We start from the raw sequence: 23,662 nt of genomic DNA on the forward strand, positions 1-23,662 counted from the left end.
GCGGCCGAACCAAGCTGCGGCTCGCCCGTGCGCGCCGCGCTTCCGCTCGGCGTGCCGTGCAACCATAGCCCTGCCCGGCCGTGACCACACGGGTGTCGAGCCTACGACGAGATCCGCTTCGATGCCGCCGCGGACGGGTCGGCTAGACTGTCCTTCCGGCCACCGCCTCAGTACGGCAGGTAGCTGCAACACACCAGTGTTGCCTGTCGAACCGTAGGAGACACGACCATGCCGGCAATCGTCCTGATCGGCGCCCAGTGGGGCGACGAGGGGAAGGGCAAAGCAACCGATCTGCTCGGTGGTCGGGTGGACTGGGTGGTCCGGTACCAAGGTGGCAACAACGCCGGTCACACCGTGGTGTTGCCCAATGGTGACAACTTCGCGCTGCACCTCATCCCCTCCGGCATCCTGACCCCCGGCGTGACAAATGTCATCGGCAACGGCGTCGTCGTGGACCCGGGCGTGTTGCTGGACGAGCTGGCCGGGCTGGAAGAGCGCGGCGTGGACACCTCCGGCCTGCTGCTCTCGGCCGACGCGCACCTGATCATGCCGTATCACGTGGCCATCGATAAGGTCACCGAGCGTTTCCTCGGCAACAAGAAGATCGGCACCACCGGCCGCGGTATCGGCCCGTGCTACCAGGACAAGGTCGCCCGCGTCGGCGTGCGCGTCGCCGACGTGCTGGACGAGAAGATCCTCACCCAGAAGGTCGAGGCGGCGCTGGAGTTCAAGAATCAGGTGCTGGTCAAGATCTACAACCGCCGCGCGCTGGACCCGCAGCAGGTGGTCGACGAGGTGCTCACGCAGGCCGAGAGCTTCTCCCACCGGATCGCCGACACGCGCCTCGAGCTGAACCTGGCGCTCGAGCGCGGTGAGACGGTGCTGCTGGAGGGCTCGCAGGGCACCTTGCTGGACGTCGATCACGGCACCTACCCGTACGTCACGTCGTCGAATCCGACCTCGGGCGGCGCGGCGGTCGGCGCGGGCATCGGCCCCAACAAGATCAACACGGTGCTCGGCATCCTGAAGTGCTACACCACCCGGGTCGGTTCCGGCCCGTTCCCGACCGAGCTGTTCGACGAGTTCGGCGCCTACCTGGCCAAGACCGGCGGCGAGGTCGGCGTCACCACCGGACGCGCCCGCCGCTGCGGTTGGTTCGACGCCGTGATCGCGCGCTACGCCACCCGGGTCAACGGGATCACCGACTACTTCCTCACCAAACTGGACGTTCTATCCAGCCTGGAGACGGTGCCGATCTGCGTCGCCTACGAGGTCGACGGCGAGCGGGTCGAGCAGATGCCGACCACGCAGACCGAATTCCATCACGCGAAGCCCATTTTCGAGCAAATGCCCGGTTGGTGGGAGGATATCTCCGACGCGCGCACCTTCGAGGAGTTGCCCGCCAACGCCCAGGCGTACGTGTTGCGTTTGGAGGAGCTGTCCGGCGCCAGGATTTCCTGCATCGGCGTGGGTCCCGGGCGTGATCAAACCATCGTCCGGCACGACGTGCTCGGCTAGAACCTGTTCGAATTCCGCGTGGTCCAGCGAAAATTCGGCGAGGTCACCAGAAATTCACCCCGGCTATCGTGGTCGCCCGGCTTCGATCATGATCGGTGAAGAACTACAGTTAGAGCATGGCTCGGAACTGGCCGATGATCGAGCGCGAAAGCGAATTCGAGGCGATCCGCGCGGCGCTGACCGGTTCGGAGCACGTCGGTGTGGTGCTGACCGGCGACGCGGGGGTGGGTAAGACCACCCTGGCCAGGCATGCCACGTCCGCGATGGGCGGCAATGTCCGCTGGGTGGCGGGCACCGAATCGGCGCGCAGCATTCCCCTGGGGGTCTTCGCGCACATGGTCGGCGTCTACACGGCGCACGATCCGGTCACCTTCATGTCGGCGGCACGCGAGGCGTTGCTCGCCGACGGGGACACCGTGATCGGCGTGGACGACGCGCATCTGCTCGATCAGCTCTCCGCCACCCTGCTGCTCCAGCTGGCCATCGACAAAGCCGCGCACATCGTGGTGACCGTGCGCAGCGGCGTTCCGGTGCCGGACGCGGTCACCTCGCTGTGGAAAGACGGCCACCTGACGCGCATCGACCTGCGCCCGTTCACCCAGCGCCAGAGCGTCGAGCTGGTGGAGTCGATGCTCGGCGGGCAGCTCGAGGGGTTCACCGCCAATCTGATGTGGGAGTCCTCCGCCGGAAACGCTTTGTTCCTGCGGCATTGGTCGAGGGCGCTTTGGAGGCGGGCACGCTGCGTCAGGTCAACGGGGTGTGGCAGTTGCGCGGCCGCGCCGCGGTGACCTCGGAGCTGGCCGCGCTGCTGGAGGATCGGGTGGAGCAACTGCCCGAGCCGGTGCTGCGGGTGCTGGAACTGCTGACCTTCTGTGAGCCGATCGATCTCGACGTCCTCGCGGAACTGGCGGGCGAGGACGCGGTGGAAGCCGCCGAAACGCGCGGGGTGATCCGGGTCGTGGAGAATTCCCGGGATCTGATCGTCCGCTACAACCATCCGCTGTTCGGCGAGGTGATCCGGCGCAGGCTGGGCATCGCCTCGGCGCGGCGGCTGCGCGGCAGGTTGTATTCGTCGCTGAAGGAGCGCCGGATCAATTCCGCCGCCGACCGTATCCGGCTGGCCGAATTGGCGCTGGACAGTGACAAATCCGCGGATCTGGAATTGTTCGAGGCGGCCGCGGCCGACGCGATCGGATTGGCGAATCTGCCGCTGGGCGAGCGCTTCGCCCGCGCCGCGGTGGAGCGGCGCGGCGGCGTGGAGGCCGCCGACCTGCTGGCGCGGGCCCTGCTCTGGCAGGGCCACCGGATCGAGGCCGAGCGCACCCTGGCCAGCTTCGACCCCGACCAGCTCGACGAGGTGCAGCTGGCCCGCTGGGGCAGCACCCGGGTGGCGAACCTGTTGTGGGCCATGGGCGATGCCGACCGCGCCGACGAGGTGCTGAAGCTGGTGCGCGGGAAGGTGCGGCATCCGAAGATCGCGGCCATCTTCACCGGGCTGGCCTCCGCGAGCCTGGTCAACGAGAACCGGGTCGACGACGCGATCGCCGAGGCGGAAACGGTGATGTCCGCCGATGACGCACCGCCGTGGGCGGTGTGGTGGGCGGCCTTCGGCGGCGGCCTGGCGCTGGCGTTGATGGGCAGGGGGGAAGCGGCCAGGCAGTACGCGGCCCGCGGGCACGAGGTGGAAGAGCACATCGACGGGCTCAACCGCTTCATGTCCACGCACGCCGAGGTGCTCGCCCTGACCTTCACCGGCGATCTGGACGCCGCGCGACGCCGTGCCGGGTCGTTCGTCGGCTACTCCTCGCCGGGGCAGTATCTGGCCTGGGGCATGTCGAAGATCCTGCAGGGCACCGTCGATGTGGCGCAGGGGCGGTTCCTGGACGGCATCGACAATCTGGAACAGGCGCTGGCCGCACTGGCCGCGGAGGGCGCCGCCGCGTGGATGTTCCCCGCGCGAATCCGTCTGGCGGAGGCGTATTCGGCGCTCGGGCGCGCCGCCGAGGCCGCCGAGTCGATCGCGCATGCCACCGCCAGGGGCGGAAGGCACAGCGCGGTGTACGAACCGCAGCTGGAAGTGGCCCGCGCGTGGCTGGCCGCCGCCGAAGGAACCGTGACCCCGGCCATCCGGATCGCGGTGGGCGCCGCCGACGCGGCCGCACACTCGCATCAGCACGCGATCGAGGCCATGGCACTGCACGCCGCGGCCCGCTTCGGCGACCATTCGGTGTCCGGACGACTGGCGGAGCTGGCCGTCCGGGTGGAAGGGCGGCTGGTGCAGACGCAGGCGCGGCACGCGGTGGCGCTCGCCGCCCACGACGGACCCGGGCTGGATGCGGCGGCAGCCGAATTCGAGCGTCTCGGCGTGCTGCTGTCGGCCGCCGACGCCGCGGCGCAGGCCGCGTCGGCCCATGAGCGTTCCGGGGATCGGCGCAGGTTGCTGGAGTCCGCCGCCATGGCCAACCGCCTGGCCGCCGCCTGCGGCGGAGCGAGCACCCCGGCTCTGCGGCAGGCGGCGCAGCCCTTGCCCTTGACCGCGCGGGAACGCGAGATCGCGAATCTCGTCGCGGCGGGTCTGTCCAACCGGCAGATCGCCGACCGGCTCACGGTGTCGGTGCGCACCGTGGAGGGCCACCTCTACCGGGCCTGCATCAAGATGGACGTCACCGATCGCGAGTCGCTCGGAGCGTTGATGCGCGGGGAGTCAGGGAGCGGAGGATGACCTGGCGATCGGTCGCGGTGATCTGCGCGCTGGCAGCCGGAATCGTCCTGGCCGCCGGGTGTTCGGACGGGCAACCGCAACCGGTCACCAGTTCGGTGCGCTCCTCGGCGACGGTGGCGCCGAAGACCGAGACGCCTCAGGAGCGCAACGCCAGGATCCGGCAGAAGCTGATCGAACTCGGTTGCTCGACAAACGCCTGTATTCAAACCTATTTCGGCTGCGCGGACGGCTACATCACCGGGGAGGCCTGCGACTTCTTCCGTGCGCACCCCATCGACTGAGCCGCCCGCTACTCGGCGTGCTGATCGACGCCGGTGAGGAACGAACCGGCGACGGGGGCGAGCAGCCTGATGTCCGGGTTGTGGCTGAGCCGGGGAATCTCCTGGAATACGGCGTCGGGAAGTACCGCGGCGATGGCGCGGGCTCCTTTGCGGAGCAACGCGTTGCTCTTGCCGCCCGCGATGACCAGGGTGGGAACGCCGACCCGGGACCAGTCCTCGGTCCGCAGCGGCTCACCGCGCATGAACTCGCGCATCACCGCCCAGTCGTGCGCGGTGGACGGTGCGGTGGCGCGCAGGCCCTTCCAGAAGGGGGTGAGGCGCATGGCCGCCACCATGACACGCGGCATCCCCATAGCCTTGGTCATGTAGAACCGCACGGTGTCCCCGCGTCGGTCTGCGGCGATCAGTTCGCGCAGGCGCATTTCCAGGTCGGCCTGCGGCACGAACCCCTCGCGGTCGACCACGAAAGGCGGCTCGAATGCGACAACCTTCGTGATGCCCTTCACCCGACCGGACTCGGCGGCTCGTAGCGCGAGCGTGGCGCCCGAGGACCAGCCGAACAACGCCGCCGCACCACCCGCCGCCTCGACCAACGCGGCGATGTCATCGATCTCCCGGTCGACCTCGTAGACGCCGGGCGAGTCCGTGCTGTCGCCGCGGCCACGTCGGTCATAGTTGATCACGGTCAGACGGTGCTGCTCGGCGAGTGCCGCGGCCAACTGGACCATCTTGGGGAATCCGCGGAAACCGAAGGCGCCACCGATCAGGATCACGACGCCGTTCTCGCCGCCGACGTGCCGGTCGAACGCGATCACGGTGCCGTCGGCCGAGGTCACAGTCTCCATGGTTTGCTCACTTTCATTCCCTGCGGGGCGAGTTCCGCCGATGCTTCGCTCATACGGACGAAGCGAGCACCACGAATTCATCGGAGCGTGGGGTCCCCGGGACTTCGAGCGGCTGGAACAGCGGCCGCTGGGTTGCTCAGAACAACGTGGGTTCGCCGAATCCCGGTGTGCGCTCGATGGTCAGCAGGCGCTGCTTGGTGTCGATGCCGCCGGGGGCGGAGAAGCCGTGCAGGGCGTGGTCGGCGGCGAGTACGCGGTGGCACGGGATGATCAGAGGAATCGGGTTGCGGCCCAATGCCTGTCCGACCGCCTGTGCGGCGCCGGGCGCGCCGACGCGGTCGGCGACCTGGCCGTAGCTGAGGGTGCGACCGGGGTCGATGGCGCGCGTGACGGCGTAGACGGCGCGGTGGAACTCCGGGATCCCGCTGGCGTCCACGGCGATCCAACGCAGGTCGCCGAGTTCGCCCGAGAGGTGGGCGCGGATACCCGCGATGGCCTCGGCGATCGCGCCGCTGGGTGGCTCTTCGTGGAGCTTCTCGCCCGCGTGCGCGCGGGTGATGCGCGCCCGGGTGGCCGCCGGGCTCGCCTCCGGGAGCTGGAATCGGATCACACCCGCATCGCTCCACGCGATCGCGCAGCAGCCGATCGCGGTGTCGAACAGCGCCGCCACGGCTCGGTGGGCCGGCGCGGGACGGACCGGGATCCGGGGCTCCGTGGCCGAACCGATGGCCTCGGCCGCCGCACGATCGGCGGCGAGGCTCGTGGCGTCACTCATGAGCCAAGTCTGCACCGTGGGACCGACAAATAGGCAATTAGCAGTCCAGTTATTCAGAACTGGCCTTTGCAGTGTCGCAGCCGAGCCGGGTGCGGGCGGTGAAGCGATCTCGCCAGGACGCTGGCGGCAGCCGCACTGGCCTGGTGCAGGCGCCATGGCTTTTCGTAGCGCTCTTCCGTACCTCGGAGCAGGCGGCCCCGAGTGGGTTCGCGAGGATTACGCGCCGCTGGACAAGCCCGGATCCGGCACATCCCCTCGGCCGTGTATCGCGGCGAGATCAGAGTATCGCCGCTGGTGATCGTAGTGTGAAGGGGTGTGGTCGGACATCGGCGTGCCCGGGTGGAAGCGCTCGAGACGGAAGGCGCGCTCGTCGCGTCTCGGCGCGAAGCGGTGGATCAGGTAGCCGGACAGGGCGACCAGGAACAGGGTGGCGAGGGCGGTCATGTCCGCCAGCGTGCGCGCTACTGGCCTTGCCAAGGAATATCCAATCGGCCGATACTGGACCGCATGGCGACGAGAGTGATCGGCGCGGGCAGCCTGGCCCGCGATCTGGGCCGTTGGCGGCACGCGCACGACGGTGATCCGGATCCGGCCGGGCGGCGCTCCACCCGTCCGGCCTACCTGGCCCTCGCCGAAGGCATCCGGCTGCTGATCCACGACGGTCGCGCACCGCTGGGTGTCGCCTTGCCCAGCGAACGTGATCTCGCTGCCACCCTCGGGGTCAGCCGCACCACCATCACCTCCACCTACGCGCTGCTGCGCGAGCACGGCTACCTGATCAGCCGCCAGGGCTCGCGCAGCACGGTTGCCCTGCCCCGGGACGTGCAGCACGACGGCGTCAAACCGGCCAGGAGCATCCTGGCGATGATGGCCTCGCCCGAACTGCCGACCATCGACATGACCTATGCCGCGATGGCCGCCCCGCTGGAGATGCAGGACGCGTATTCCGCTGCCCTGGAAGGGATTCCGGCCTACCTCGGCACGCACGGCATGGACCCGGTCGGCGTGCTTGCGCTGCGGGAGGCGATCGCCCGCCGCTACACCGCGCGCGGGCTGCCGACCGAACCCGACCAGATCCTGGTCACCCTCGGCGCCCAGCACGGCCTGCGCCTGCTGCTGAACGTGCTGACCGCGCCCGCCGCCCGCGTGCTCATCGATCACCCGACCTATCCGAACGCCATCGAGGCGATCCGCGACGTCGGCGCCCGGCCGGTGCCGGTGCCGCTACGGCCGGAGGATCCGGCGGGCGGCTGGGATCTCGACGGAATTCGCAGTGCCGCCCGGCAGACCGCGGCGAGCCTGGCCTACCTGGTGCCGGACTACAACAACCCGACCGGCTTGCTGCTGGGCGCCGACGGCCGCGCCGAACTGGCCGCCATCGCCAGGGATACCAGGATGACCGTCGTGATCGACGAATCCATGGCCGATCTCGGCCTCGGCGCGGACATCGCACCGCCGCCGGTCGCCGCCTTCGCCAAAGGCTCCGAGATCATCACCATCGGCTCGGCCTCGAAATCGTTCTGGGGCGGTCTGCGGGTCGGCTGGATACGGACCAATCAGACGCTGATCACCAAGCTCCTCGGCATCCGCTCCACCGTCGACCTCGGTACCCCCGTCATGGACCAGCTGGCCACCGTGCACCTGCTCGAGCACGCGGACGTGATTCTCGACCGCCGCCGCGACCAGTTGCGTTCGCAGCGTGCCGCTCTGCTCGACACGCTCGCCGAGGAACTGCCGGACTGGCGCGTCACCGTCGGCGCGGGCGGCATGTCGGTGTGGGCGCAGCTGCCGACCTCGGTCTCCACCGCGCTCGCCGCCACGGCGCCCAACCACGGCGTATTGCTCGCGGCCGGGCCTCGATTCGGCGTACAGGGCGCGTTCGAGCGGTTCCTGCGGCTGCCGTTCACCCACCGGGAGCCCGAATTGCGCTTGGCGGTCAAGGCGATCGCGTCCGCCTATGCCGCGCTGACGCCTCGCGCCGTGGACCCACTGACGCCGTTGACCTGCTACTGAGGGGTTTTCGCTGTTCTGGCCCGGGGAGGGGGCCGCCGCCGGCACTCCCCTCCGAGCGCCGCCGGGCACGAGTGGCCGGTCACCCCTCGGGACTGGCCGTGGTCGTGCTCGGGCGGCGCGCGGAAGCTCGCGCGGTGCCTCGGCCTCCAACTCGAGCGGTGGTCAAGGAGCGGACCGGATGATGCCGGGGAAAGTTCGCTGTCCTCGAAAGCCACCTGCTCGCGGACAGTATGGCAGGCCCGGTGCCAAACTGTCGAACCGGTTGGTATGTTGAAATTTTCAATTACCCGCAGCAGGACGGAGTGCCGGGCGACACGCCACGGCACCCCGCCGGGTGCTCAGTCTGCCCAGACCGACTCGATCGGCGTCGCGGTGGTGGGCGGCGGGGTCGGAATCCCGTTGGGAGTGCGGGAGAATCGCGGGGCGGGGGCGTGCTGGGTGATGGCGTCCAGCTCCAGCAACGAGCCGCGGGCCGCGATGTGCTCGTTGCGCGTCGCCTCCTCGAAGGTGAGCACGGGCGAGACGCACGCGTCGGTGCCGGTGAAGATCTCGGACCACTCGTCCCGGGTCTTGGTCCGGAAACGTTCGGTGAACAGCTTTTTCAGCGTGTCCTGCCCGGCGGGGTCGAGCTGGAAGGGCAAGCCGTCCGCGTCGATCTCCAGGCCGGCGAGCAACTGGGCGTAGAACTGCGGTTCGATCGCCCCGACCGCCATGTACTTGCCGTCGGAGGTCTCGTAGGTGTCGTAGAACGACATTCCGGTGTCGAGCAGGTTCACGCCGCGCTCGTCGGACCAGGCGCCCGCGCCGCGCATCCCCCAGATCATGTGCGAAAGGGCAAGGGCGCCATCGACCATGGCCGCGTCGATCACCTGGCCCTTACCGGACTGCTGCCGCTCGACCAGCGCGGCGAGGATGCCGAACACCAGGAACATCGAGCCGCCGCCGAAATCGCCCACCATGTTCAGCGGCGGGACCGGGCGTTCGCCCTTGCGGCCGATGGCGTGCAGCACGCCGGTGATGGAGATGTAGTTGATGTCGTGTCCCGCGCGGTCGGCCAGCGGGCCCTCCTGGCCCCAGCCGGTCATCCGTCCGTAGACCAAGCGCGGGTTGCGGGCCAGCGCGTCGTCCGGACCCAGGCCCATCCGCTCGGTGACGCCGGGGCGGAAGCCCTCGATCAGCACATCCGCCTTCTCGACGAGGCCGAGCACCTTCTCGATGTCGGCGGGATCCTTGAGGTTGGCCTCGACGATGGTCCGGCCGCGCAGCTGCGGACGGTCGAATCCGCCCGGCAGCTGACCCGCGCGCTGCACCCGCACCACGTCGGCGCCCAGATCGGCGAGCAGCAGCGCGGCGTGCGGACCGGGGCCGATGCCGGCCAGCTCGATGACCTTGATGCCCGCGAGCGGGCCCTGCTTGGCGGTGGATGGAGTGCTCACGCCCTACCTCGGTTCGTCGTTGATCCAGCACACCGGTGACCGGTGCGTCCTCCCGGACGCGACCGGGAGGGGTGTATTGACAGTATGACAATAACGCCGCGCTGCTACGGCTCGCCCGCGGCTGTGCGCCGCTCTAGGCTGCATGTGTGGAAGCGCTGTCTGATCAGGGGTGGTACAACCTTCTCGCCGGCCTCGCGATTCTGGTCGGCCTCGTCGGGGTCGTCGTGCCGATCCTGCCGGGCGTCATCCTGATCTTCGCGGCCATCGCCGTCTGGGCCTTCCTCACCGGTGGCGCGACGGCGTGGACGATTTTCGCGATCAGCGCGTTGTTGCTGGTGCTTTCCGGCGTCGTCAAATACACCTGGCCCGGACGCAAGATGAAGGACGCGGGCGTGGCGGGCCGGGCGGTCTTCCTCGGCGCGGTCCTCGGCATCATCGGTTTCTTCGTGATCCCGGTGATCGGCCTGTTCGTGGGTTTCGTTCTCGGCGTGTATCTTTCGGAACTCCAGCGGCTGCGGGTCAACCGGGAGGCGTGGCAGGCGACGGTGCACGCGTTGAAGGGCGTCGGCCTGTCCATTCTGATCGAGCTCTTCGGCGCCTTGCTGGCCACCGGGGTCTGGCTCGTCGGTGTCTTCGCCGTCTGAGCGCTACCGATCGATGGCGGGAAACGGAATCGTGTCGCCCGCTCGGTTTTCCGGGAGTTCGTCGCGGCGCAGCCGGAGGGTCGGCGGTTCCGGGCGGTACAGCGGCAGCGTGGGGGCCGGATCGTCGCTGACCACGCGCTCGCGGGCCGGCAGCCGGTAGAACGCGCGCGCGTTGTCCTCCAGCACCGCGTACATGTCGGTGCCCACCACGTCGCAGAGCAGATCCACGTCCGAGTCACGGAACGGGCGTCCGGCCCTGGTGCCGGGCAGGTCGGTGCCGAACATGAGGGCTTCGGGATTCACCGCGTGGACGCGGCGCAGCGTGTCGGCCACGTTCATCGCGACCCGGCCGAAACCGGTCGCCTTGACCTTGGCTCCGCGGTCGACGAGATCCAGCAGGAAGGGCAGCCCCTCCGCGGACATGCCCAGATGGTCGACCGACAGCGCGGGCAGCTTGGAGATGACCGGTTGCAGTGACGCCAGCATCGTGCCGTCGATGTAGACCTCGACGTGCCAGCCGGCCAGTTCGTGCGCGCGCAACGCCTGCAACGTCATTCCGGTGATGTCGGCCGCCGCCCGCTTGAGATTGAACCGCAGCGCGCGCACGCCGATGCGGTCCAGTTCGAGGATTTCCTCGTCGGTGGCGTCCAAGTCGAGCCGGGTGACGCCGACCCAGCCCTCGCCGAGTTCGGCGAGGGCGGCCTTCAGATAGGTCTGGTCCGTGCCCTGGAACGACCCGCTGACCACCGCGCCGCCCGCGACGTCGAAGCGCGACATGCGCTTGCGGTAATCGGCGATGGTGAACGGGTCGGGCAGGTAGCCCTCGTTCTCGGCCAGCGGAAATCGCGGGTCGAAGATGTGCAGGTGGGCATCGAACACTTGTACAGAATGCCTCAGGGTCGAGTTTTCCGCTGCCACAGCTGGGGTGTCGTTGTGGCAGCGGAGTCGGTCGCAGCCCGGGTGATCAGACCTTGTGCGGTTCGCTGGCGCGCAGCATGTCCTCGCGCTCGACGACCTTGACGCGCTCGCGGCCTTCGGGCTCGCCGAGGGAGCGTTCGTGTGCGTCGAGGCGGTACCAGCCGGCCCAGGTGGTGAACGGGATGCCCTTGCTTTCGAGGAATTCGGTGACGGCCTCGGGTTCGGGGCGCTGCGCCGGGGTGAAGCCGGGAGCGTCGTCCAGCAGGCAGGCGATGGTCTCGTTGGCGTCGCCCTTGGTGTGGCCGATCAGGCCGACCGGGCCGCGCTTGATCCAGCCGGTGACGTAGGTCGCGGGCATGTAGCGCGCGGCGCCGTCGGCGTTCTCGTCGGCGATCACGCGACCCGCTTCGTTCGGCACGGTGCCCGCTTGGTCGTCGAACGGCAGCTGGGTCAGGTTCTGCGACAGGTAGCCGACGGCGCGATAGATCGCCTGCACGTCCCAGTCCTTGAACACGCCGGTGCCCTTGACGTTGCCGGTGCCGTCGAGCTGGGTGCGCTCGGTGCGCAGGCCGACGACCTTGCCGTTCTCGCCGAGCACCTCGGCGGGGGATTCGAAGAAGTGCAGGAACAGCTTGTGCGGCCGGTCACCGGCGTCGCGGATGGCCCACTGCTCGAGCGTGTTGGCGACCATGTCGACCTGCTTGGAATGCCTGCGCGCGGCTTCGGAGCCTTCGTCGTAGTCGATGTCCTCGGGGTCGACGATCACCTCGATGGTGGGGGAGTGGTCGAGCTCGCGCAGTTCCAGCGGGGTGAATTTGGCCTGGGCGGGCCCGCGGCGGCCGAAGACGTGCACCTCGACGGCCTTGTTGGCCTTGAGGCCCTTGTAGACGTTCGGCGGGATCTCGGTGGGCAGCAGCTCGTCGCCGGTCTTGGCCAGCACGCGGGCCACGTCGAGAGCGACGTTGCCGACGCCGAGGACGGCGACCTTCTCCGCGTCCAGCGGCCAGGTGCGGGGGACGTCGGGGTGGCCGTCGTACCAGGAGACGAAGTCGGCGGCGCCGAAAGATCCGTCGAGATCGATGCCCGGGATGGGCAGGGCGCGGTCGGCATTGGCGCCGGTGGAGAAGATCACCGCGTCGTAGAAGGCCCGCAGGTCGTCCAGCGTGATGTCGGTGCCGTAGTCGATATTGCCCAGCAGGCGCACCTGCGGCTTGTCCAGCACCTTGTGCAGGGCGGTGATGATGCCCTTGATTCGCGGGTGGTCCGGCGCGACGCCGTAGCGGATCAACCCGAACGGCGCGGGCATGCGCTCGTACAGGTCGATGCTCACGTCGGCATCGGACTTCATCAATGCGTCGGCGGCGTAGATCCCGGCCGGTCCGGCGCCCACGATCGCGATGCGGAGCGGGCGGGTCCTCGCGGTGTGCGCGTCAGGCCCGGCGGAGGAAGCCTGCGTCACCACGGAGGGCTCGCGAACACCGCCATCCTCTACTGCACTCTGTTCGGTCATCTCTTTACGCGCACCTTACGGTCGAAACAATTAATGACGTCTGGCTTAGCTTAGGCTAAGTTGACGCACCGGCTCGGTCGCGCCCTCGGGGCGCACGCCTGCGTTGCCGGCTAGTGGCTGCACGGTGCTCCGTTCGCCGCGGCGTGGAGCTGCCGATTCGCTATGACAGCAGGCCGCCGTCCCGCGATTCTATCGGGATGGCCGATGCCACCCCGCGTCGGTGCGTGAACTCGGCGGATGCCGTCGAAAGCCACAATCGTCGCTTACCCGCTCGCGCGAGGCCTATCGCGGACGCCAGGACCCGGTCGGCGCCACCCCGGTCCGCAGCCGGGGGCCGAGCGCTCGATACCCGCGCCGACCAGGGATCATCGAGCCATGACCGAACAGCAGCCGACCCCGGGCGAGGACGAGATCATCCGGGTCGATCAGACCGACAAGCGCTCGGCGGCCCCGTTCATCGCGGCCGCGGTGGTCGCGGCGATCGTGCTGATCGCGATCGTGCTCGGCGGCGTGCTGTCGCCCGCTGAGAAAAATGTCACAGAAGCCGACCGCATCGCGGCGGCCGTCCGCAACTTCGTCGACGGCTCCAACCGCAGCGACGCCGTGCCGCCGCCCGGCACCGCGTGCCAGGGTTTCGATGCGACCCGCTCGCCGCTGGCGGGGCAGGACGGCGCCGGAAAGCTGGTCGAGATCACGAAAATCGACAGTCCGATCATGGACGGCGACCGAGGGAAGGCGACCGTCACCACGAAGGTGGACGGGCAGGAGCGGACCTCGACCTGGAATCTCACCCGATCCGGCGGTAAGTGGCTGGTCTGCACCTGAGCGTTCGCGCAGTGTGCGCCACCGTTTGACAGGGTGACCCGGGTCGGTGCAATCTCAGTCGAAGGTCATGAGAACCAGTGTCAAGCCCCGGCATTACTGGTCGGCAACCCTCCTCCGCGGTGGGGTGCTCCGGGTGACGACCTGGCGGCGCCCTGGTCCCGGGCGCGGCAAGTGCGGATTCGCAGGAGGTGCACATGAGTTATGCCGGTGACATCACCCCACAGCAGGCTTGGGAGCTGCTGCGGGACGATCCCGAGGCCGTCCTCGTGGACGTGCGGACGGAAGCGGAGTGGAAGTTCGTCGGCGTCCCCGACACCAGTTCGATCGAACGGCCGACCGTGCTGGTCGAGTGGGTCGATTCCACGGGCGCGCGCAACGAGACGTTCGTCGAGCAGTTGAAGCAAGCGCTCGACGGCCACGATCCCGAGGCTCCCGTCGTCTTCCTCTGTCGCTCCGGTCAGCGTTCGATCGGTGCGGCGATCGCCGCCACCTCGGCGGGTTACCGCACCTCCTACAACGTGCTCGAGGGCTTCGAAGGCCCGCTCGACGAATTCGGGCATCGCGGCGGCGCGGGCTGGCGTGCCCTCGGATTGCCCTGGCGGCAGTCGTGATCACCGGCGGCGCGTTCGACAAGCCGCTGCCCGACGGCGTCGGTCCCGCGACGCTGGGCGTGCGCGGCGGGCTGCGGCGCTCCGGTTTCGAGGAAACCGCCGAAGCGCTCTATCTGACCTCCGGCTTCGTCTACGAGAGCGCCGAGGCCGCCGAGGCCGCGTTCACCGGCGAGGTCGAGCACTTCGTGTACTCCCGCTACGGCAACCCCACGGTGGCCATGTTCGAGGAGCGGATGCGCCTGATCGACGGCGCCGAGGCGTGCTTCGCCACCGCCAGCGGCATGTCCGCGGTGTTCACCGCGCTGGGCGCGCTGCTGAAGGCGGGTGACCGGCTCGTCGCCGCGCGCAGCCTGTTCGGCTCGTGCTTCGTGGTGTGCAACGAGATCCTGCCGCGCTGGGGCGTGGAGACCGTCTTCGTCGACGGCGAGGATCTCGATCAGTGGGAGCAGGCGCTGTCGGTGCCGACCCAGGCGGTGTTCTTCGAGACGCCCGCCAATCCGATGCAGACCTTGGTCGACGTGCGCCGGGTGACCGAGCTGGCGCACGCGGCGGGCGCGAAAGTGGTGCTCGACAACGTATTCGCCACTCCGCTGCTGCAACGTGGCTTCGAACTCGGCGCCGACGTGGTGGTCTACTCGGGCACCAAGCACATCGATGGGCAGGGCCGCGTGCTCGGCGGCGCGATCCTCGGCGCCCGGGACTACATCGACGGCCCGGTGAAAACGCTGATGCGCCATACCGGCCCGGCGCTGAGCCCGTTCAACGCGTGGACCCTGCTCAAGGGCCTGGAGACGATGCCGCTGCGGGTGCGCCACTCGGCGGAGTCCGCCCTGCGCATCGCCCGCTTCCTGGAGAACAATCCGGCGGTCAGCTGGGTGCGGTACCCGTTCCTGGAATCTCATCCGCAGTACGCGCTGGCCACCGGTCAGATGAGCGCGGGCGGCACCGTGATCACCTTCGAGCTGAGCGCACCCGAGAACGAGGCGAAGAAGCGCGCTTTCGAAGTCCTCAACCGGTTGCGCATCGTCGACATCTCCAACAACCTCGGTGACGCGAAGACCCTGATCACGCACCCGGCCACCACGACCCACCGCGCCATGGGGCCCGAAGGCCGGGCCACCATCGGCCTGACCGACGGCGTCGTGCGTATCTCGGTAGGCCTGGAAGACGTCGAAGACCTCCTCGACGATTTGGACACCGCTCTCTCCTGAGCCGCGAACCGTCGCGCGATCGGTCAGCCGATCGGCACGGTGACGCCGGGTGACGACGGTGCGCCGTGCAGGACCAGATGACTCGGTGCCTCGTTCTTCTTGCCGTTCTTCTTGCCGTTCTTGTTCTTGCCGGGCAGGTCGAAGGCCAGCCGGACGGTGCTGACGCGGCCACTGGCGATGCGCGTGAAGTCCTCGCCGGGCGAATTGAGTTCCGCGGTGACCGCCGCGTCGGGTGCGACGGAGCGGCCGCCAGTGGTGACCAGCCGTTGATCGGCGACGGCGAGAACTTGTTCGTCGCCGGACACATTGGTGACCGTCAGCGTCACGACCGTGTGGGAATCGCCGGTGTTCGCCGGGTCGGCGGCGCGCACATCGATCACGGCGAAAGCGAGGTCACCGTCGCGCACCGCGGGACCCGGCCCGGGTGGCCCGTCGCTCGGTGGCAGCGAAGTATCGGCCGGCGTGGCGGCCACGGTGGTTGTCGGGCCCGCGACGGGTGCGGACCCCATATCGATGCCGCCGAAAAGCCACAGCGCTGCCACCGCGACGAGCACCGCCCCGGCGGCGACGGGCAGCCACCGGCGCTCGCGTCGGCGAGCGAGTTGCCCGGCCGGAGTAGGTGAACCGGCCTCGGGCGTCGGCCGCGCCGGGATGGCGGAAGTCATGATCCGGGTGGACGTACGGCCTGCCGGTGCCGGAGCCGGTGCGACCGGCGGGGTCGGTCGCGCGGACGCGGACCGCATAAGGGCCGCCGACGCCGCCGCGGCGAATTGCCCCGCGCTGCGGTAGCGCGCGTCCGGCTCTTTGGCCATTCCCCGGGCGATGACGGCGTCGAGTGCGGGCGGGACGTCACGGGCGGCCAGCGAGGCGCGCGGCGGTTCGGTCATGAGGTGGGCCCGCATCTGCTGTGCCGGATCGCCCGCACCATAGGGCGGCTTTCCGGTCAAGGACTCGTAGAGCACGCAGGCCAGCGAATAGACATCGGACCTGGCATCGACGGCGGCGCCGGTGAATCGCTCCGGCGCCATGTAGCCGAGCGTGCCGACCACCAGCCCGGTGGCGGTGAGCGCGGTGCCGTCGGCGGCGCGGGCGATACCGAAGTCGATCAGATACACGAAACCGCTGGTGTGCAGGAGGATATTGCCCGGCTTCACATCGCGGTGCACGAGTCCGGCCGCGTGGGCGGCATCCAGCGCCTCGGCGGCCTGGGCGATGACGTCCACGGCCCGATCCGGCCGCAACGCGCCCGATCTCAGCCGCGTGCCGAGGTCGACGCCTTCGATGTAGGCCATCTCCAGGAACAGATGACCGTCGACCTCGCCGAACGCGTGGATGGGCACGATGTGCGGGTTGCGGGCACGGGTTCCCAGCCGCGCCTCCCGCTCGAAACGCTGCCGATAGAGTGAATCGGCGGTATACGCCGCGGACAGCACCTTCACTGCGACGGCCTGCCCGGCGCTGTCGTGCGCCAGCCACACCTCACCCATGCCGCCACGGCCCAGCAAGCGCTCGAGGGAATAGTTCCCGAACGTGCCACCGGCGCTCTGCACGGACATGCCTCGACCGTATCGCCGGGTTTCGTCGCCGTCGCGGGCGGGAGGCCGCGCACTCGCTCTCGACGCCATGGCCGCACGGAGTGCACGGGCTTCCTCAGGCGTCGGCGGCGCGTTCGATGTCGGCGAGATGGGTGATGTTCGCCTGGTCGTCCGGGGACGAACTCGGTTCGGTGGTGAACCAGGCGTCGAGGATCTCCCGGAGTTCGGCGCTGGAGGTCGAACGCAGGCTCAGGGCGAGGACGTTGGCATCGTTCCAGGTGCGGGCGCCCGCCGCGGTCGAAGCGTCGGCGCAGAGCGCGGCGCGCACGCCGGGGACCTTGTTGGCCGCGATCGAGGCGCCGGTGCCGGTCCAGCAGCAGACGATCGCCTGGTCTGCCTCGCCGGAAGCGACGTCCCGGGCCGCCGCCTCGCTGGCCCATGCCCAGTCGTCGCGTTCGGTATCGCACAGCGCGCCGTGCGGCACGATCTCGTGGCCGCGCTTGTCCAACTCGTCGATCAGCTCCTGGGCCACTCCGACCCGCTCGTCCGCCGCCACCGAGATTCGCATGCTCCCAGCGTAGTTGCCGGTTCATCGAGAGAGTCGCTCTTCGTCATTGACAGTATGCTGTCATATATGACAGCATACTGTCATGCCTATGAAGACAGTGCACATGGCCGTTTACGACACACTCGCCGATTGGGAGGTGGGCGCGGCCACCGCGCACATCAACAAGCCGAGCTGGCACCGGGAGCCGGGGACATGGCAGGTGAAGACGGTCGGCCCGAGCGCGGAGCCGATCACCACCATGGGCGGCATGCGCATCGTGCCGGACGTCGCGCTCGCCGATCTCACGCCCGCCGACAGCGCGATGCTGATCCTGCCGGGGGCGGAGACCTGGGAAGGGTCGGAACTGGACCCGTTCACGCACAAGGCGCGCGAATTCGTCGACGCGGGCGTGCCGGTCGCCGCGATCTGCGGCGCGACGTTCGGCCTGGCCAAGGCCGGCCTGCTCGACAACCGCGAGCACACCAGCAATGTCGCGGAATTCCTGCGCTACAGCGGCTATTCGGGCGCGGACCACTATGTCGAGGCCCCGGCCGTCACCGACGGTGACGTGATCACCGCCAGTGCGAGCGCGCCGTTCGAATTCGCGCGCGAGGTGCTCGGCAGGCTCGGCGTGTACGAGCCGCACGTGCTGGACGGCTGGTACCGGTTGTTCGCACACGCCGATCCCGGCGGCTGGGCGGTGCTCGCGGAGTACGACGCGCAGCACGCGTAAGCGAGAATTGCCGGTGATCCGGCCGGATCGCCGACATCGGGAGGTGCCGCATGACCCCTGAACAGGAGTTGTTCGCCACGGCGGCGATCACGTCGTTCCGCCTGAACGGTCAATTCCTCGCGGTTGCCGAGGAACTGGCCCGCCCGGCGGGTCTGACCGCCGCTTGGTGGCAGGTGCTCGGTGCGGTGACGCGCGGGCCGCTGCCTGTCGCGGGCATCGCCCGCGAAATGGGCATCACCCGGCAGAGCGTCCAGCGCATCGCGGATCTGTTGGTGGACAAGGGACTCGCCGAATATCGACCCAATCCCGCGCACCGCCGCGCGAAACTCGTCGCCGTCACCGAGGCGGGGCTGGCCGCGGTACGCCGCATCAACCCGCGGCACAAGGTGATGGCCGAACGGCTCGTGGACGAGCTCGGCTACGAGCAACTCGCGCGCACTGTCGAGGCTCTCACCGCGTTGTCCGCCGCCGTGGACGCGATCACCACGGACGGCGACTGACTGCGGCAGTCATCGGCGATTGCGTTCGGCGCGCTCGCGGCGATCTCCGGGGGTCCGCCCGCCGAGGCCCCGGGGCGCCCTCCGGCAGTGTGCGTCGTCTGCCCCGGACGCACCCTCTCATTCGGTGAACGGGGACCCGGTCTTCCCGATCAGGTCGGCGACGGAGTCCACCACCATCGTGGGGCGGTAGGGGAAGGCTTCGAAGGACCCACGGGTGGAGATGCCGGAAGTGACGAGGATGGTGCGCATGCCCGCCTCCAGGCCGGAGATGACGTCGGTGTCCATCCGGTCGCCGATCATCACCGTCGACTGGGAATGGGCGCCGATGCGACGCAGCGCGGAGCGCATCATCAGCGGGTTCGGCTTGCCGACGTAGTACGGGTCGCGGCCGGTGGCGCGGGTGATCAGCGCGGCCACCGAGCCGGTCGCGGGCAGCGAGCCGTCCCGGGACGGACCGGTCGGGTCCGGATTGGTCGCGATGAAGCGGGCGCCGCGCTCGACCAGCCGGATCGCGGTGGTGATCGCCTCGAAGGAGTACGTGCGGGTCTCGCCGAGCACGACGTAGTCGGGATCGCTGTCGGTCAGCACGTAGCCGATCTCGTGCAAGGCGGTGGTGAGCCCGGATTCGCCCACCACGTACGCGGTGCCGTTGGGCCGCTGTTCGTTCAGGAAGGTGGCGGTGGCCAGCGCGGAGGTCCAGATCGCTTCTTCCGGGATGTCGAGCCCGGTGTGCCGCAGCCGCGCCTGTAGATCGCGCGGCGTGCGGATCGAGTTGTTGGTCAGCACCAGGAACGGGGTGTCGTTGGCGCGCAGTTCGGCGAGGAACTTGTCGGCGCCCGGGATCAGATGGTCCTCGTGCACCAGCACGCCGTCCATATCGGTCAAGTAGGACAGGATCGGCTCGTCTGCGGTCACGCGGGCCATTATCCGCTATCGCCCCGCGACCGGAACGGCCACGACCGGCAGGCGGTGCGGATCATCCGCGCCAGGCCGTCGGCGCGGAGGCGGCAGCGTTGACTACTGTCGAGAACGGATCGCGATGGCGGCGAAACGAAACGCGAGGAGCGTGGCAGATGAGCGGACTCAAGCTCGGATACAAGGCATCGGCGGAGCAGTTCGGCCCCCGTGAACTCGTCGAGATCGCGGTGCTGGCCGAGCAACACGGCTTGGACAGCGCCACGGTGAGCGACCATTTCCAGCCCTGGCGGCACAAAGGCGGGCACGCACCCTTCTCGCTGGCCTGGTTGGCCGCGGTCGGCGAGCGCACCCAGCGCATCCAGCTCGGCACCTCGGTGCTCACCCCGACCTTCCGCTACAACCCCGCGGTGATCGCGCAGTCCTTCGCCACCTTGGGCTGCCTGTACCCGGATCGCGTCATGCTGGGGGTCGGCACCGGTGAGGCGCTCAACGAGATCGCCACCGGATACACCGGCGAATGGCCAGAGTTCAAGGAGCGTTTCGCGCGGCTGCGCGAGGCGGTCGATCTGATGCGCGCACTGTGGACCGGCGACCGCGTCGACTACGACGGCGAGTACTACAAGACCGTCGGCGCCTCCATCTACGACGTGCCCAAGGGCGGCATCCCGATCTACATCGCCGCGGGGGGCCCGTTGGTCGCGCGGTACGCCGGACGCGCGGGCGACGGCTTCATCTGCACCTCGGGCAAGGGCATGGACCTCTACACCGAGAAGTTGATGCCCGCCGTCGCCGAGGGCGCCGCGAAGGCCGGACGCAGCGTGGAGGTCATCGACCGGATGATCGAGATCAAGCTGTCCTACGACACCGATCCCGAACTGGCCAGGGAGAACACCCGGTTCTGGGCCCCGCTCTCGCTCACCGCGGAGCAGAAGCACAGCATCACCGACCCGATCGAGATGGAGGCCGCCGCCGACGCGCTGCCCATCGAACAGATCGCCAAGCGCTGGATCGTCGCGAGCGACCCCGACGAGGCGGTCGCCCAGATCAAGCCCTACCTCGACGCCGGCCTCAACCACCTGGTCTTCCACGCCCCCGGCCACGACCAGCGCCGCTTCCTCGACCTCTTCCAGCGCGACCTCGCCCCCCGCCTGCGCGCCCTCGCCTGACGTTGACGAGTGGCACACCACGCCAGAGGCCCTTTCGGCCGAGCCGCGGTGGTGTGCCACTCGCGGCGTCATGCCCGGCGGAGGGCGAAGATGCGGAGATCGCGGGTGGTGCGGGAGCGGTAGGCGGCGTAGGCGCCGGTGATGTCGACGAAGCGTTGGAAGATGGGGGTTTTATCGGGGTCTTCGACGGGGGTGGCGGTTACGGGGATGCGTTCGCCGGCTATCGCTACCGTGGCGGTGGGGTTGGCCAGGAGGTTGGCGGTCCAGGCGGGGTGGTGTGCCTGGCCGAAGTTGCTGCCGATCACGTAGAGCGTGTCGCCGTCGTGCACGTAGAGCAACGGCTGGGTGCGCGGCTGCCCGGATTTGCGTCCGATGGTGGTGAGCAGGATGACCGGCGCGCCGATCGGGCCGAGCACGGTGTACTTGGCGCCGGTGCGCTCGAGGACCGCCCGGTCCAGCGGGGTGAGGGCGCGGACCAGCCGGGAGCCCGGCTTGGTGGCCGCGAATCTGCTTGCCGCGCGGGCGAACAGGTTGGTGCGCGAACCCCACTGCCGATCCGGAAATTGCTCAGCCATGCCCGGACTATAGCGGGGCGGAAACCGGCCACGGTGGCCCCTGACACCGCGAGGCGCTGACACCGAGGCGCCGCTGATACCGCGAGGCGTGCCGACACCGCCGGGCATGGTGACACCGCTCGGCATGCGAGGCGCCACCGATACCGCTGAACCCTTCGCTACCGCTCGGCCTCGCGGCCTGGAGTGTTCCAGGCCGGCCCTGCGGCGGGCCGCGCTCGCTTGCCCGGCGAGTGATCACCGTCGCGCGGCGCGGCCCGGTTGCCCCCGGTTCACTAAGCTTTCCGGCATGGCCGACAACGCTCTATCCGCCGTGTACATCGCCTCTCCCGAGGGCGACACCGGCAAGTCGACGGTGGCCCTCGGGGTGCTGCAGATGCTGTGTGCGACGACCGCGCGGGTCGGCGTGTTCCGGCCGATCACGCGCTCGACCACCGAGCCCGACTACATCCTCGAACTGCTGCTCGAGCACAGCACGGCGGACATCGACTACGCGCAGGCGATCGGCACCACCTACGAGCAGGTGCACGCCGACCCGGACGCGGCGATCAGCGAGATCGTGCTGCGCTTCCACGAGGTCGCCAAGATGTGCGACGCGGTGGTCGTGGTCGGCAGCGACTACACCGATGTGGCCAGCCCGAGCGAGTTGCGCTTCAACGCCAGGATCGCGGTCAATCTGGGCGCACCGGTGCTGCTGGTGGTGCGCGGCGCCGGACGCACCCCGGACGAGGTGAAGCAGCTGGCCGACCTGTGCGCGGCCGAGCTGGCCCACGAGCACGCGCAGCTGGTCGCCGTCATCGCCAATCGCTGCGACCCGCAGGGGCTGGACGAGGTGGCCGCGGCGCTGCGCGGCTTCGGCGTCCCCTCCTGGACACTGCCCGAGGTCCCGCTGTTGATCGCGCCGACCATGGCCGAGCTGTGCACCGCCATCGGCGGCGAGATGTACAGCGGCGATCCGGAATTGCTGCACCGCGAGGCGCTGAAGATCATGGTCGGCGGCATGACGGCGGAACACATCCTGGAACGGCTGGTCGAGGGCGTAGTGGTGATCGCGCCGGGCGATCGGTCGGACGTGCTGCTCAGTGTCGTGAACGCGCACGAAGCGGAGGGCTTTCCGTCGCTGTCGGGCATCATCATGAACGGTGGCCTGCTGCCGCATCCCGCGGTGGCGCGGCTGATGACCGGGCTCAAGCCCAAACTGCCGATCCTCACCACCGAACTCGGCACCTACGACACGGCAGGGGCCGCCTACCGCACCCGGGGGCGGATGTCCGCGGGCAACCCGCGCAAGGTGGACACCGCGCTGGCGCTGATGGAAGAACGCGTGGACGCCGTGGAACTGTTGCGGCGCATCGATGTTCCGCCCAGTCCGGTGGTCACGCCGCAGATGTTCGAATACCAGCTCATCGAGCGCGCACGGGCCGACCGCAAGCGCATCGTGCTGCCCGAGGGCGACGACGACCGTATCCTGCGCGCCGCCGGCCGGGTGTTGCAGCGCAAGATCGCCGACCTGGTCATCCTGGGCGACGAGACGACGGTGCGCGCGCGTGCCGCCGAACTCGGGGTGGACATCTCCGCCGCGCAGGTGCTCGACCCGCGCACCTCCGGTTACCTGGACGAGTTCGCCGCCGAGTACGCCGAACTGCGCAGACACAAGGGCATGACGGTGGAGCGGGCCCGCGAAACTGTCGCCGACATCTCGTATTTCGGCACCATGATGGTGTACAAGGGGATCGCCGACGGCATGGTCTCCGGCGCGGCGCACACCACCGCGCACACCATCCGGCCCTCGCTGGAGATCATCAAGACGGTGGAGGGGGTCTCCACCGTCTCCAGCGTGTTCCTCATGTGCCTGGCCGACCGGGTGCTCGCCTACGGTGACTGCGCGGTCGTGCCGGACCCGACGGCACAACAGCTGGCCGATATCGCGATCTCCTCAGCGGCGACCGCCGAACGCTTCGGCATCGAACCCCGGGTGGCGATGCTGTCGTATTCGACCGGCGAATCGGGCAGCGGGGCCGACGTGGACAAGGTGCGCGTGGCGACCAAGCTGGCGCGTGAACGGGCGCCGGAGCTGCCGGTGGAGGGCCCGATCCAATACGACGCGGCCATCGAACCGACCGTCGCCGACGCCAAGCTGCCCGATTCCGAAGTGGCCGGCCGCGCGACGGTGTTCGTGTTTCCCGACCTCAATACCGGCAACAACACCTACAAGGCGGTGCAGCGCAGCGCGGGAGCGATCGCGATCGGACCGGTGCTGCAAGGTCTGCGCAAGCCGGTCAACGACCTCTCGCGCGGCGCACTGGTGGCCGACATCGTCAACACCGTGGCGATCACCGCCATTCAGGCGCAGGAGAGTTGATGCGGGAGCGCGGGATGCGG

Annotated in this window: 21 protein-coding genes, 1 pseudogene and 1 riboswitch; of the genes and pseudogenes, 12 read left to right on the forward strand and 10 right to left on the reverse strand. The window is 69.2% G+C overall.

The features are described 5' to 3' along the window. The first annotated feature begins 228 nt into the window (after positions 1-228). The 3 genes and pseudogenes from ACZ6DL_RS10265 to ACZ6DL_RS10275 all read left to right on the forward strand — a co-directional run bounded on the left by ACZ6DL_RS10265 (position 229) and on the right by ACZ6DL_RS10275 (position 4,521). Positions 229-1,518 (forward strand): adenylosuccinate synthase, encoded by a 1,290-nt coding sequence (locus ACZ6DL_RS10265; RefSeq protein WP_466050220.1) that lies wholly within the window; start codon positions 229-231, stop codon positions 1,516-1,518. 116 nt (positions 1,519-1,634) lie between these two features. After that, a pseudogene (locus ACZ6DL_RS10270) lies at positions 1,635-4,240 on the forward strand (helix-turn-helix transcriptional regulator). Then, positions 4,237-4,521 carry a hypothetical protein gene (locus ACZ6DL_RS10275; RefSeq protein WP_466050221.1) on the forward strand — a complete coding sequence of 95 codons (285 nt, stop codon included), beginning with the start codon at positions 4,237-4,239 and terminating at the stop codon, positions 4,519-4,521. The pseudogene ACZ6DL_RS10270 and the gene ACZ6DL_RS10275 overlap by 4 nt, the downstream one beginning before the upstream one ends. A gap of 8 nt (positions 4,522-4,529) precedes the next feature. Here ACZ6DL_RS10275 and ACZ6DL_RS10280 read toward each other — a convergent pair whose 3' ends face one another. From ACZ6DL_RS10280 to ACZ6DL_RS10290, 3 genes are all read right to left on the reverse strand, one after another. Next, positions 4,530-5,366 carry an alpha/beta fold hydrolase gene (locus tag ACZ6DL_RS10280; RefSeq protein WP_466050222.1) on the reverse strand — a complete coding sequence of 279 codons (837 nt, stop codon included), beginning with the start codon at positions 5,364-5,366 and terminating at the stop codon, positions 4,530-4,532. A 136-nt stretch (positions 5,367-5,502) separates the two neighbouring features. Continuing rightward, positions 5,503-6,141, reverse strand: a complete 639-nt coding sequence (locus ACZ6DL_RS10285) for a methylated-DNA--[protein]-cysteine S-methyltransferase (RefSeq protein ID WP_466050223.1) — start codon at positions 6,139-6,141, stop codon at positions 5,503-5,505. Between the two features lie 216 nt (positions 6,142-6,357). Further along, entirely contained in the window at positions 6,358-6,618 is a 261-nt protein-coding gene (locus ACZ6DL_RS10290) for a hypothetical protein (RefSeq protein ID WP_466050224.1), read from the reverse strand. A 30-nt stretch (positions 6,619-6,648) separates the two neighbouring features. Between ACZ6DL_RS10290 and yczR the strand changes: the two genes are divergently transcribed. Beyond that, positions 6,649-8,154 carry a MocR-like transcription factor YczR gene (gene yczR, locus ACZ6DL_RS10295; protein ID WP_466050225.1) on the forward strand — a complete coding sequence of 502 codons (1,506 nt, stop codon included), beginning with the start codon at positions 6,649-6,651 and terminating at the stop codon, positions 8,152-8,154. 338 nt (positions 8,155-8,492) lie between these two features. On the opposite strand, the gene ACZ6DL_RS10300 is transcribed toward yczR, so the two are convergent. Then, positions 8,493-9,590 (reverse strand): CaiB/BaiF CoA transferase family protein, encoded by a 1,098-nt coding sequence (locus tag ACZ6DL_RS10300; protein ID WP_357034857.1) that lies wholly within the window; start codon positions 9,588-9,590, stop codon positions 8,493-8,495. A gap of 146 nt (positions 9,591-9,736) precedes the next feature. On the opposite strand from ACZ6DL_RS10300, the gene ACZ6DL_RS10305 reads away from it, so the two are divergent. After that, entirely contained in the window at positions 9,737-10,234 is a 498-nt protein-coding gene (locus ACZ6DL_RS10305; RefSeq protein WP_466050226.1) for a DUF456 domain-containing protein, read from the forward strand. Between the two features lie 3 nt (positions 10,235-10,237). On the opposite strand, the gene ACZ6DL_RS10310 is transcribed toward ACZ6DL_RS10305, so the two are convergent. Continuing rightward, positions 10,238-11,113 carry an amidohydrolase family protein gene (locus ACZ6DL_RS10310; protein ID WP_466050227.1) on the reverse strand — a complete coding sequence of 292 codons (876 nt, stop codon included), beginning with the start codon at positions 11,111-11,113 and terminating at the stop codon, positions 10,238-10,240. Positions 11,114-11,198: 85 nt separating this feature from the next. Next, on the reverse strand, positions 11,199-12,662 hold the full coding sequence (locus tag ACZ6DL_RS10315; protein WP_466050228.1) for an FAD-dependent oxidoreductase: 1,464 nt from the start codon (positions 12,660-12,662) through the stop codon (positions 11,199-11,201). Positions 12,663-13,037: 375 nt separating this feature from the next. Here ACZ6DL_RS10315 and ACZ6DL_RS10320 point away from each other — a divergent pair, with 375 nt between their 5' ends. The 3 genes from ACZ6DL_RS10320 (at position 13,038) to ACZ6DL_RS10330 (ending at position 15,309) form a co-directional block, all read left to right on the forward strand. Beyond that, positions 13,038-13,487, forward strand: coding sequence for an Rv0361 family membrane protein (locus ACZ6DL_RS10320; RefSeq protein WP_393232406.1), 450 nt, complete (start codon positions 13,038-13,040; stop codon positions 13,485-13,487). A 63-nt stretch (positions 13,488-13,550) separates the two neighbouring features. Beyond that, a riboswitch (SAM riboswitch) is annotated at positions 13,551-13,667 on the forward strand. A 14-nt stretch (positions 13,668-13,681) separates the two neighbouring features. Beyond that, a complete protein-coding gene (locus ACZ6DL_RS10325) occupies positions 13,682-14,098 on the forward strand; it encodes a rhodanese-like domain-containing protein (protein WP_466050229.1) in 417 nt (138 codons plus the stop codon). Further along, on the forward strand, positions 14,095-15,309 hold the full coding sequence (locus tag ACZ6DL_RS10330) for an O-succinylhomoserine sulfhydrylase (RefSeq protein ID WP_466050230.1): 1,215 nt from the start codon (positions 14,095-14,097) through the stop codon (positions 15,307-15,309). The genes ACZ6DL_RS10325 and ACZ6DL_RS10330 overlap by 4 nt, the downstream gene beginning before the upstream one ends. 23 nt (positions 15,310-15,332) lie before the next feature. Here ACZ6DL_RS10330 and ACZ6DL_RS10335 read toward each other — a convergent pair whose 3' ends face one another. Both ACZ6DL_RS10335 and ACZ6DL_RS10340 read right to left on the reverse strand, forming a co-directional pair. Continuing rightward, positions 15,333-16,865 (reverse strand): serine/threonine-protein kinase, encoded by a 1,533-nt coding sequence (locus ACZ6DL_RS10335; protein ID WP_466050231.1) that lies wholly within the window; start codon positions 16,863-16,865, stop codon positions 15,333-15,335. 94 nt (positions 16,866-16,959) lie between these two features. After that, positions 16,960-17,412 carry an RpiB/LacA/LacB family sugar-phosphate isomerase gene (locus ACZ6DL_RS10340; RefSeq protein ID WP_466050232.1) on the reverse strand — a complete coding sequence of 151 codons (453 nt, stop codon included), beginning with the start codon at positions 17,410-17,412 and terminating at the stop codon, positions 16,960-16,962. A gap of 88 nt (positions 17,413-17,500) precedes the next feature. On the opposite strand from ACZ6DL_RS10340, the gene ACZ6DL_RS10345 reads away from it, so the two are divergent. Further along, entirely contained in the window at positions 17,501-18,124 is a 624-nt protein-coding gene (locus ACZ6DL_RS10345) for a type 1 glutamine amidotransferase family protein (protein WP_466050233.1), read from the forward strand. Between the two features lie 50 nt (positions 18,125-18,174). Next, positions 18,175-18,624, forward strand: a complete 450-nt coding sequence (locus ACZ6DL_RS10350; protein WP_466050234.1) for a MarR family winged helix-turn-helix transcriptional regulator — start codon at positions 18,175-18,177, stop codon at positions 18,622-18,624. A gap of 117 nt (positions 18,625-18,741) precedes the next feature. On the opposite strand, the gene ACZ6DL_RS10355 is transcribed toward ACZ6DL_RS10350, so the two are convergent. Continuing rightward, the gene (locus ACZ6DL_RS10355; RefSeq protein ID WP_393233148.1) at positions 18,742-19,500 is read right to left on the reverse strand and encodes an HAD-IIA family hydrolase; all 759 of its coding nucleotides are present in this window, start codon (positions 19,498-19,500) and stop codon (positions 18,742-18,744) included. Between the two features lie 197 nt (positions 19,501-19,697). Between ACZ6DL_RS10355 and fgd the strand changes: the two genes are divergently transcribed. Further along, positions 19,698-20,708 (forward strand): glucose-6-phosphate dehydrogenase (coenzyme-F420), encoded by a 1,011-nt coding sequence (gene fgd, locus ACZ6DL_RS10360; protein ID WP_040870708.1) that lies wholly within the window; start codon positions 19,698-19,700, stop codon positions 20,706-20,708. Between the two features lie 68 nt (positions 20,709-20,776). Here fgd and ACZ6DL_RS10365 read toward each other — a convergent pair whose 3' ends face one another. After that, a complete protein-coding gene (locus ACZ6DL_RS10365) occupies positions 20,777-21,283 on the reverse strand; it encodes a nitroreductase/quinone reductase family protein (protein ID WP_062967849.1) in 507 nt (168 codons plus the stop codon). Positions 21,284-21,569: 286 nt separating this feature from the next. On the opposite strand from ACZ6DL_RS10365, the gene pta reads away from it, so the two are divergent. Next, positions 21,570-23,642, forward strand: coding sequence for a phosphate acetyltransferase (gene pta, locus ACZ6DL_RS10370; RefSeq protein ID WP_466050500.1), 2,073 nt, complete (start codon positions 21,570-21,572; stop codon positions 23,640-23,642). Positions 23,643-23,662: the final 20 nt, after the last annotated feature.

Source organism: Nocardia sp. NPDC041819 (assembly GCF_055590505.1).

Bases quoted from the DNA above. Each gene is read 5' to 3' on its own strand.
- ACZ6DL_RS10265 (WP_466050220.1), top strand. From the start codon at position 229: ATGCCGGCAATCGTCCTGATCGGCGCCCAGTGGGGCGACGAGGGGAAG.
- ACZ6DL_RS10275 (WP_466050221.1), top strand. From the start codon at position 4,237: ATGACCTGGCGATCGGTCGCGGTGATCTGCGCGCTGGCAGCCGGAATC.
- ACZ6DL_RS10280 (WP_466050222.1), bottom strand. From the start codon at position 5,366: ATGGAGACTGTGACCTCGGCCGACGGCACCGTGATCGCGTTCGACCGG.
- ACZ6DL_RS10285 (WP_466050223.1), bottom strand. From the start codon at position 6,141: ATGAGTGACGCCACGAGCCTCGCCGCCGATCGTGCGGCGGCCGAGGCC.
- yczR (WP_466050225.1), top strand. From the start codon at position 6,649: ATGGCGACGAGAGTGATCGGCGCGGGCAGCCTGGCCCGCGATCTGGGC.
- ACZ6DL_RS10315 (WP_466050228.1), bottom strand. From the start codon at position 12,662: ATGACCGAACAGAGTGCAGTAGAGGATGGCGGTGTTCGCGAGCCCTCC.
- ACZ6DL_RS10320 (WP_393232406.1), top strand. From the start codon at position 13,038: ATGACCGAACAGCAGCCGACCCCGGGCGAGGACGAGATCATCCGGGTC.
- ACZ6DL_RS10325 (WP_466050229.1), top strand. From the start codon at position 13,682: ATGAGTTATGCCGGTGACATCACCCCACAGCAGGCTTGGGAGCTGCTG.
- ACZ6DL_RS10335 (WP_466050231.1), bottom strand. From the start codon at position 16,865: ATGTCCGTGCAGAGCGCCGGTGGCACGTTCGGGAACTATTCCCTCGAG.
- ACZ6DL_RS10340 (WP_466050232.1), bottom strand. From the start codon at position 17,412: ATGCGAATCTCGGTGGCGGCGGACGAGCGGGTCGGAGTGGCCCAGGAG.
- ACZ6DL_RS10345 (WP_466050233.1), top strand. From the start codon at position 17,501: ATGAAGACAGTGCACATGGCCGTTTACGACACACTCGCCGATTGGGAG.
- ACZ6DL_RS10350 (WP_466050234.1), top strand. From the start codon at position 18,175: ATGACCCCTGAACAGGAGTTGTTCGCCACGGCGGCGATCACGTCGTTC.
- ACZ6DL_RS10355 (WP_393233148.1), bottom strand. From the start codon at position 19,500: ATGGACGGCGTGCTGGTGCACGAGGACCATCTGATCCCGGGCGCCGAC.
- fgd (WP_040870708.1), top strand. From the start codon at position 19,698: ATGAGCGGACTCAAGCTCGGATACAAGGCATCGGCGGAGCAGTTCGGC.
- ACZ6DL_RS10365 (WP_062967849.1), bottom strand. From the start codon at position 21,283: ATGGCTGAGCAATTTCCGGATCGGCAGTGGGGTTCGCGCACCAACCTG.
- pta (WP_466050500.1), top strand. From the start codon at position 21,570: ATGGCCGACAACGCTCTATCCGCCGTGTACATCGCCTCTCCCGAGGGC.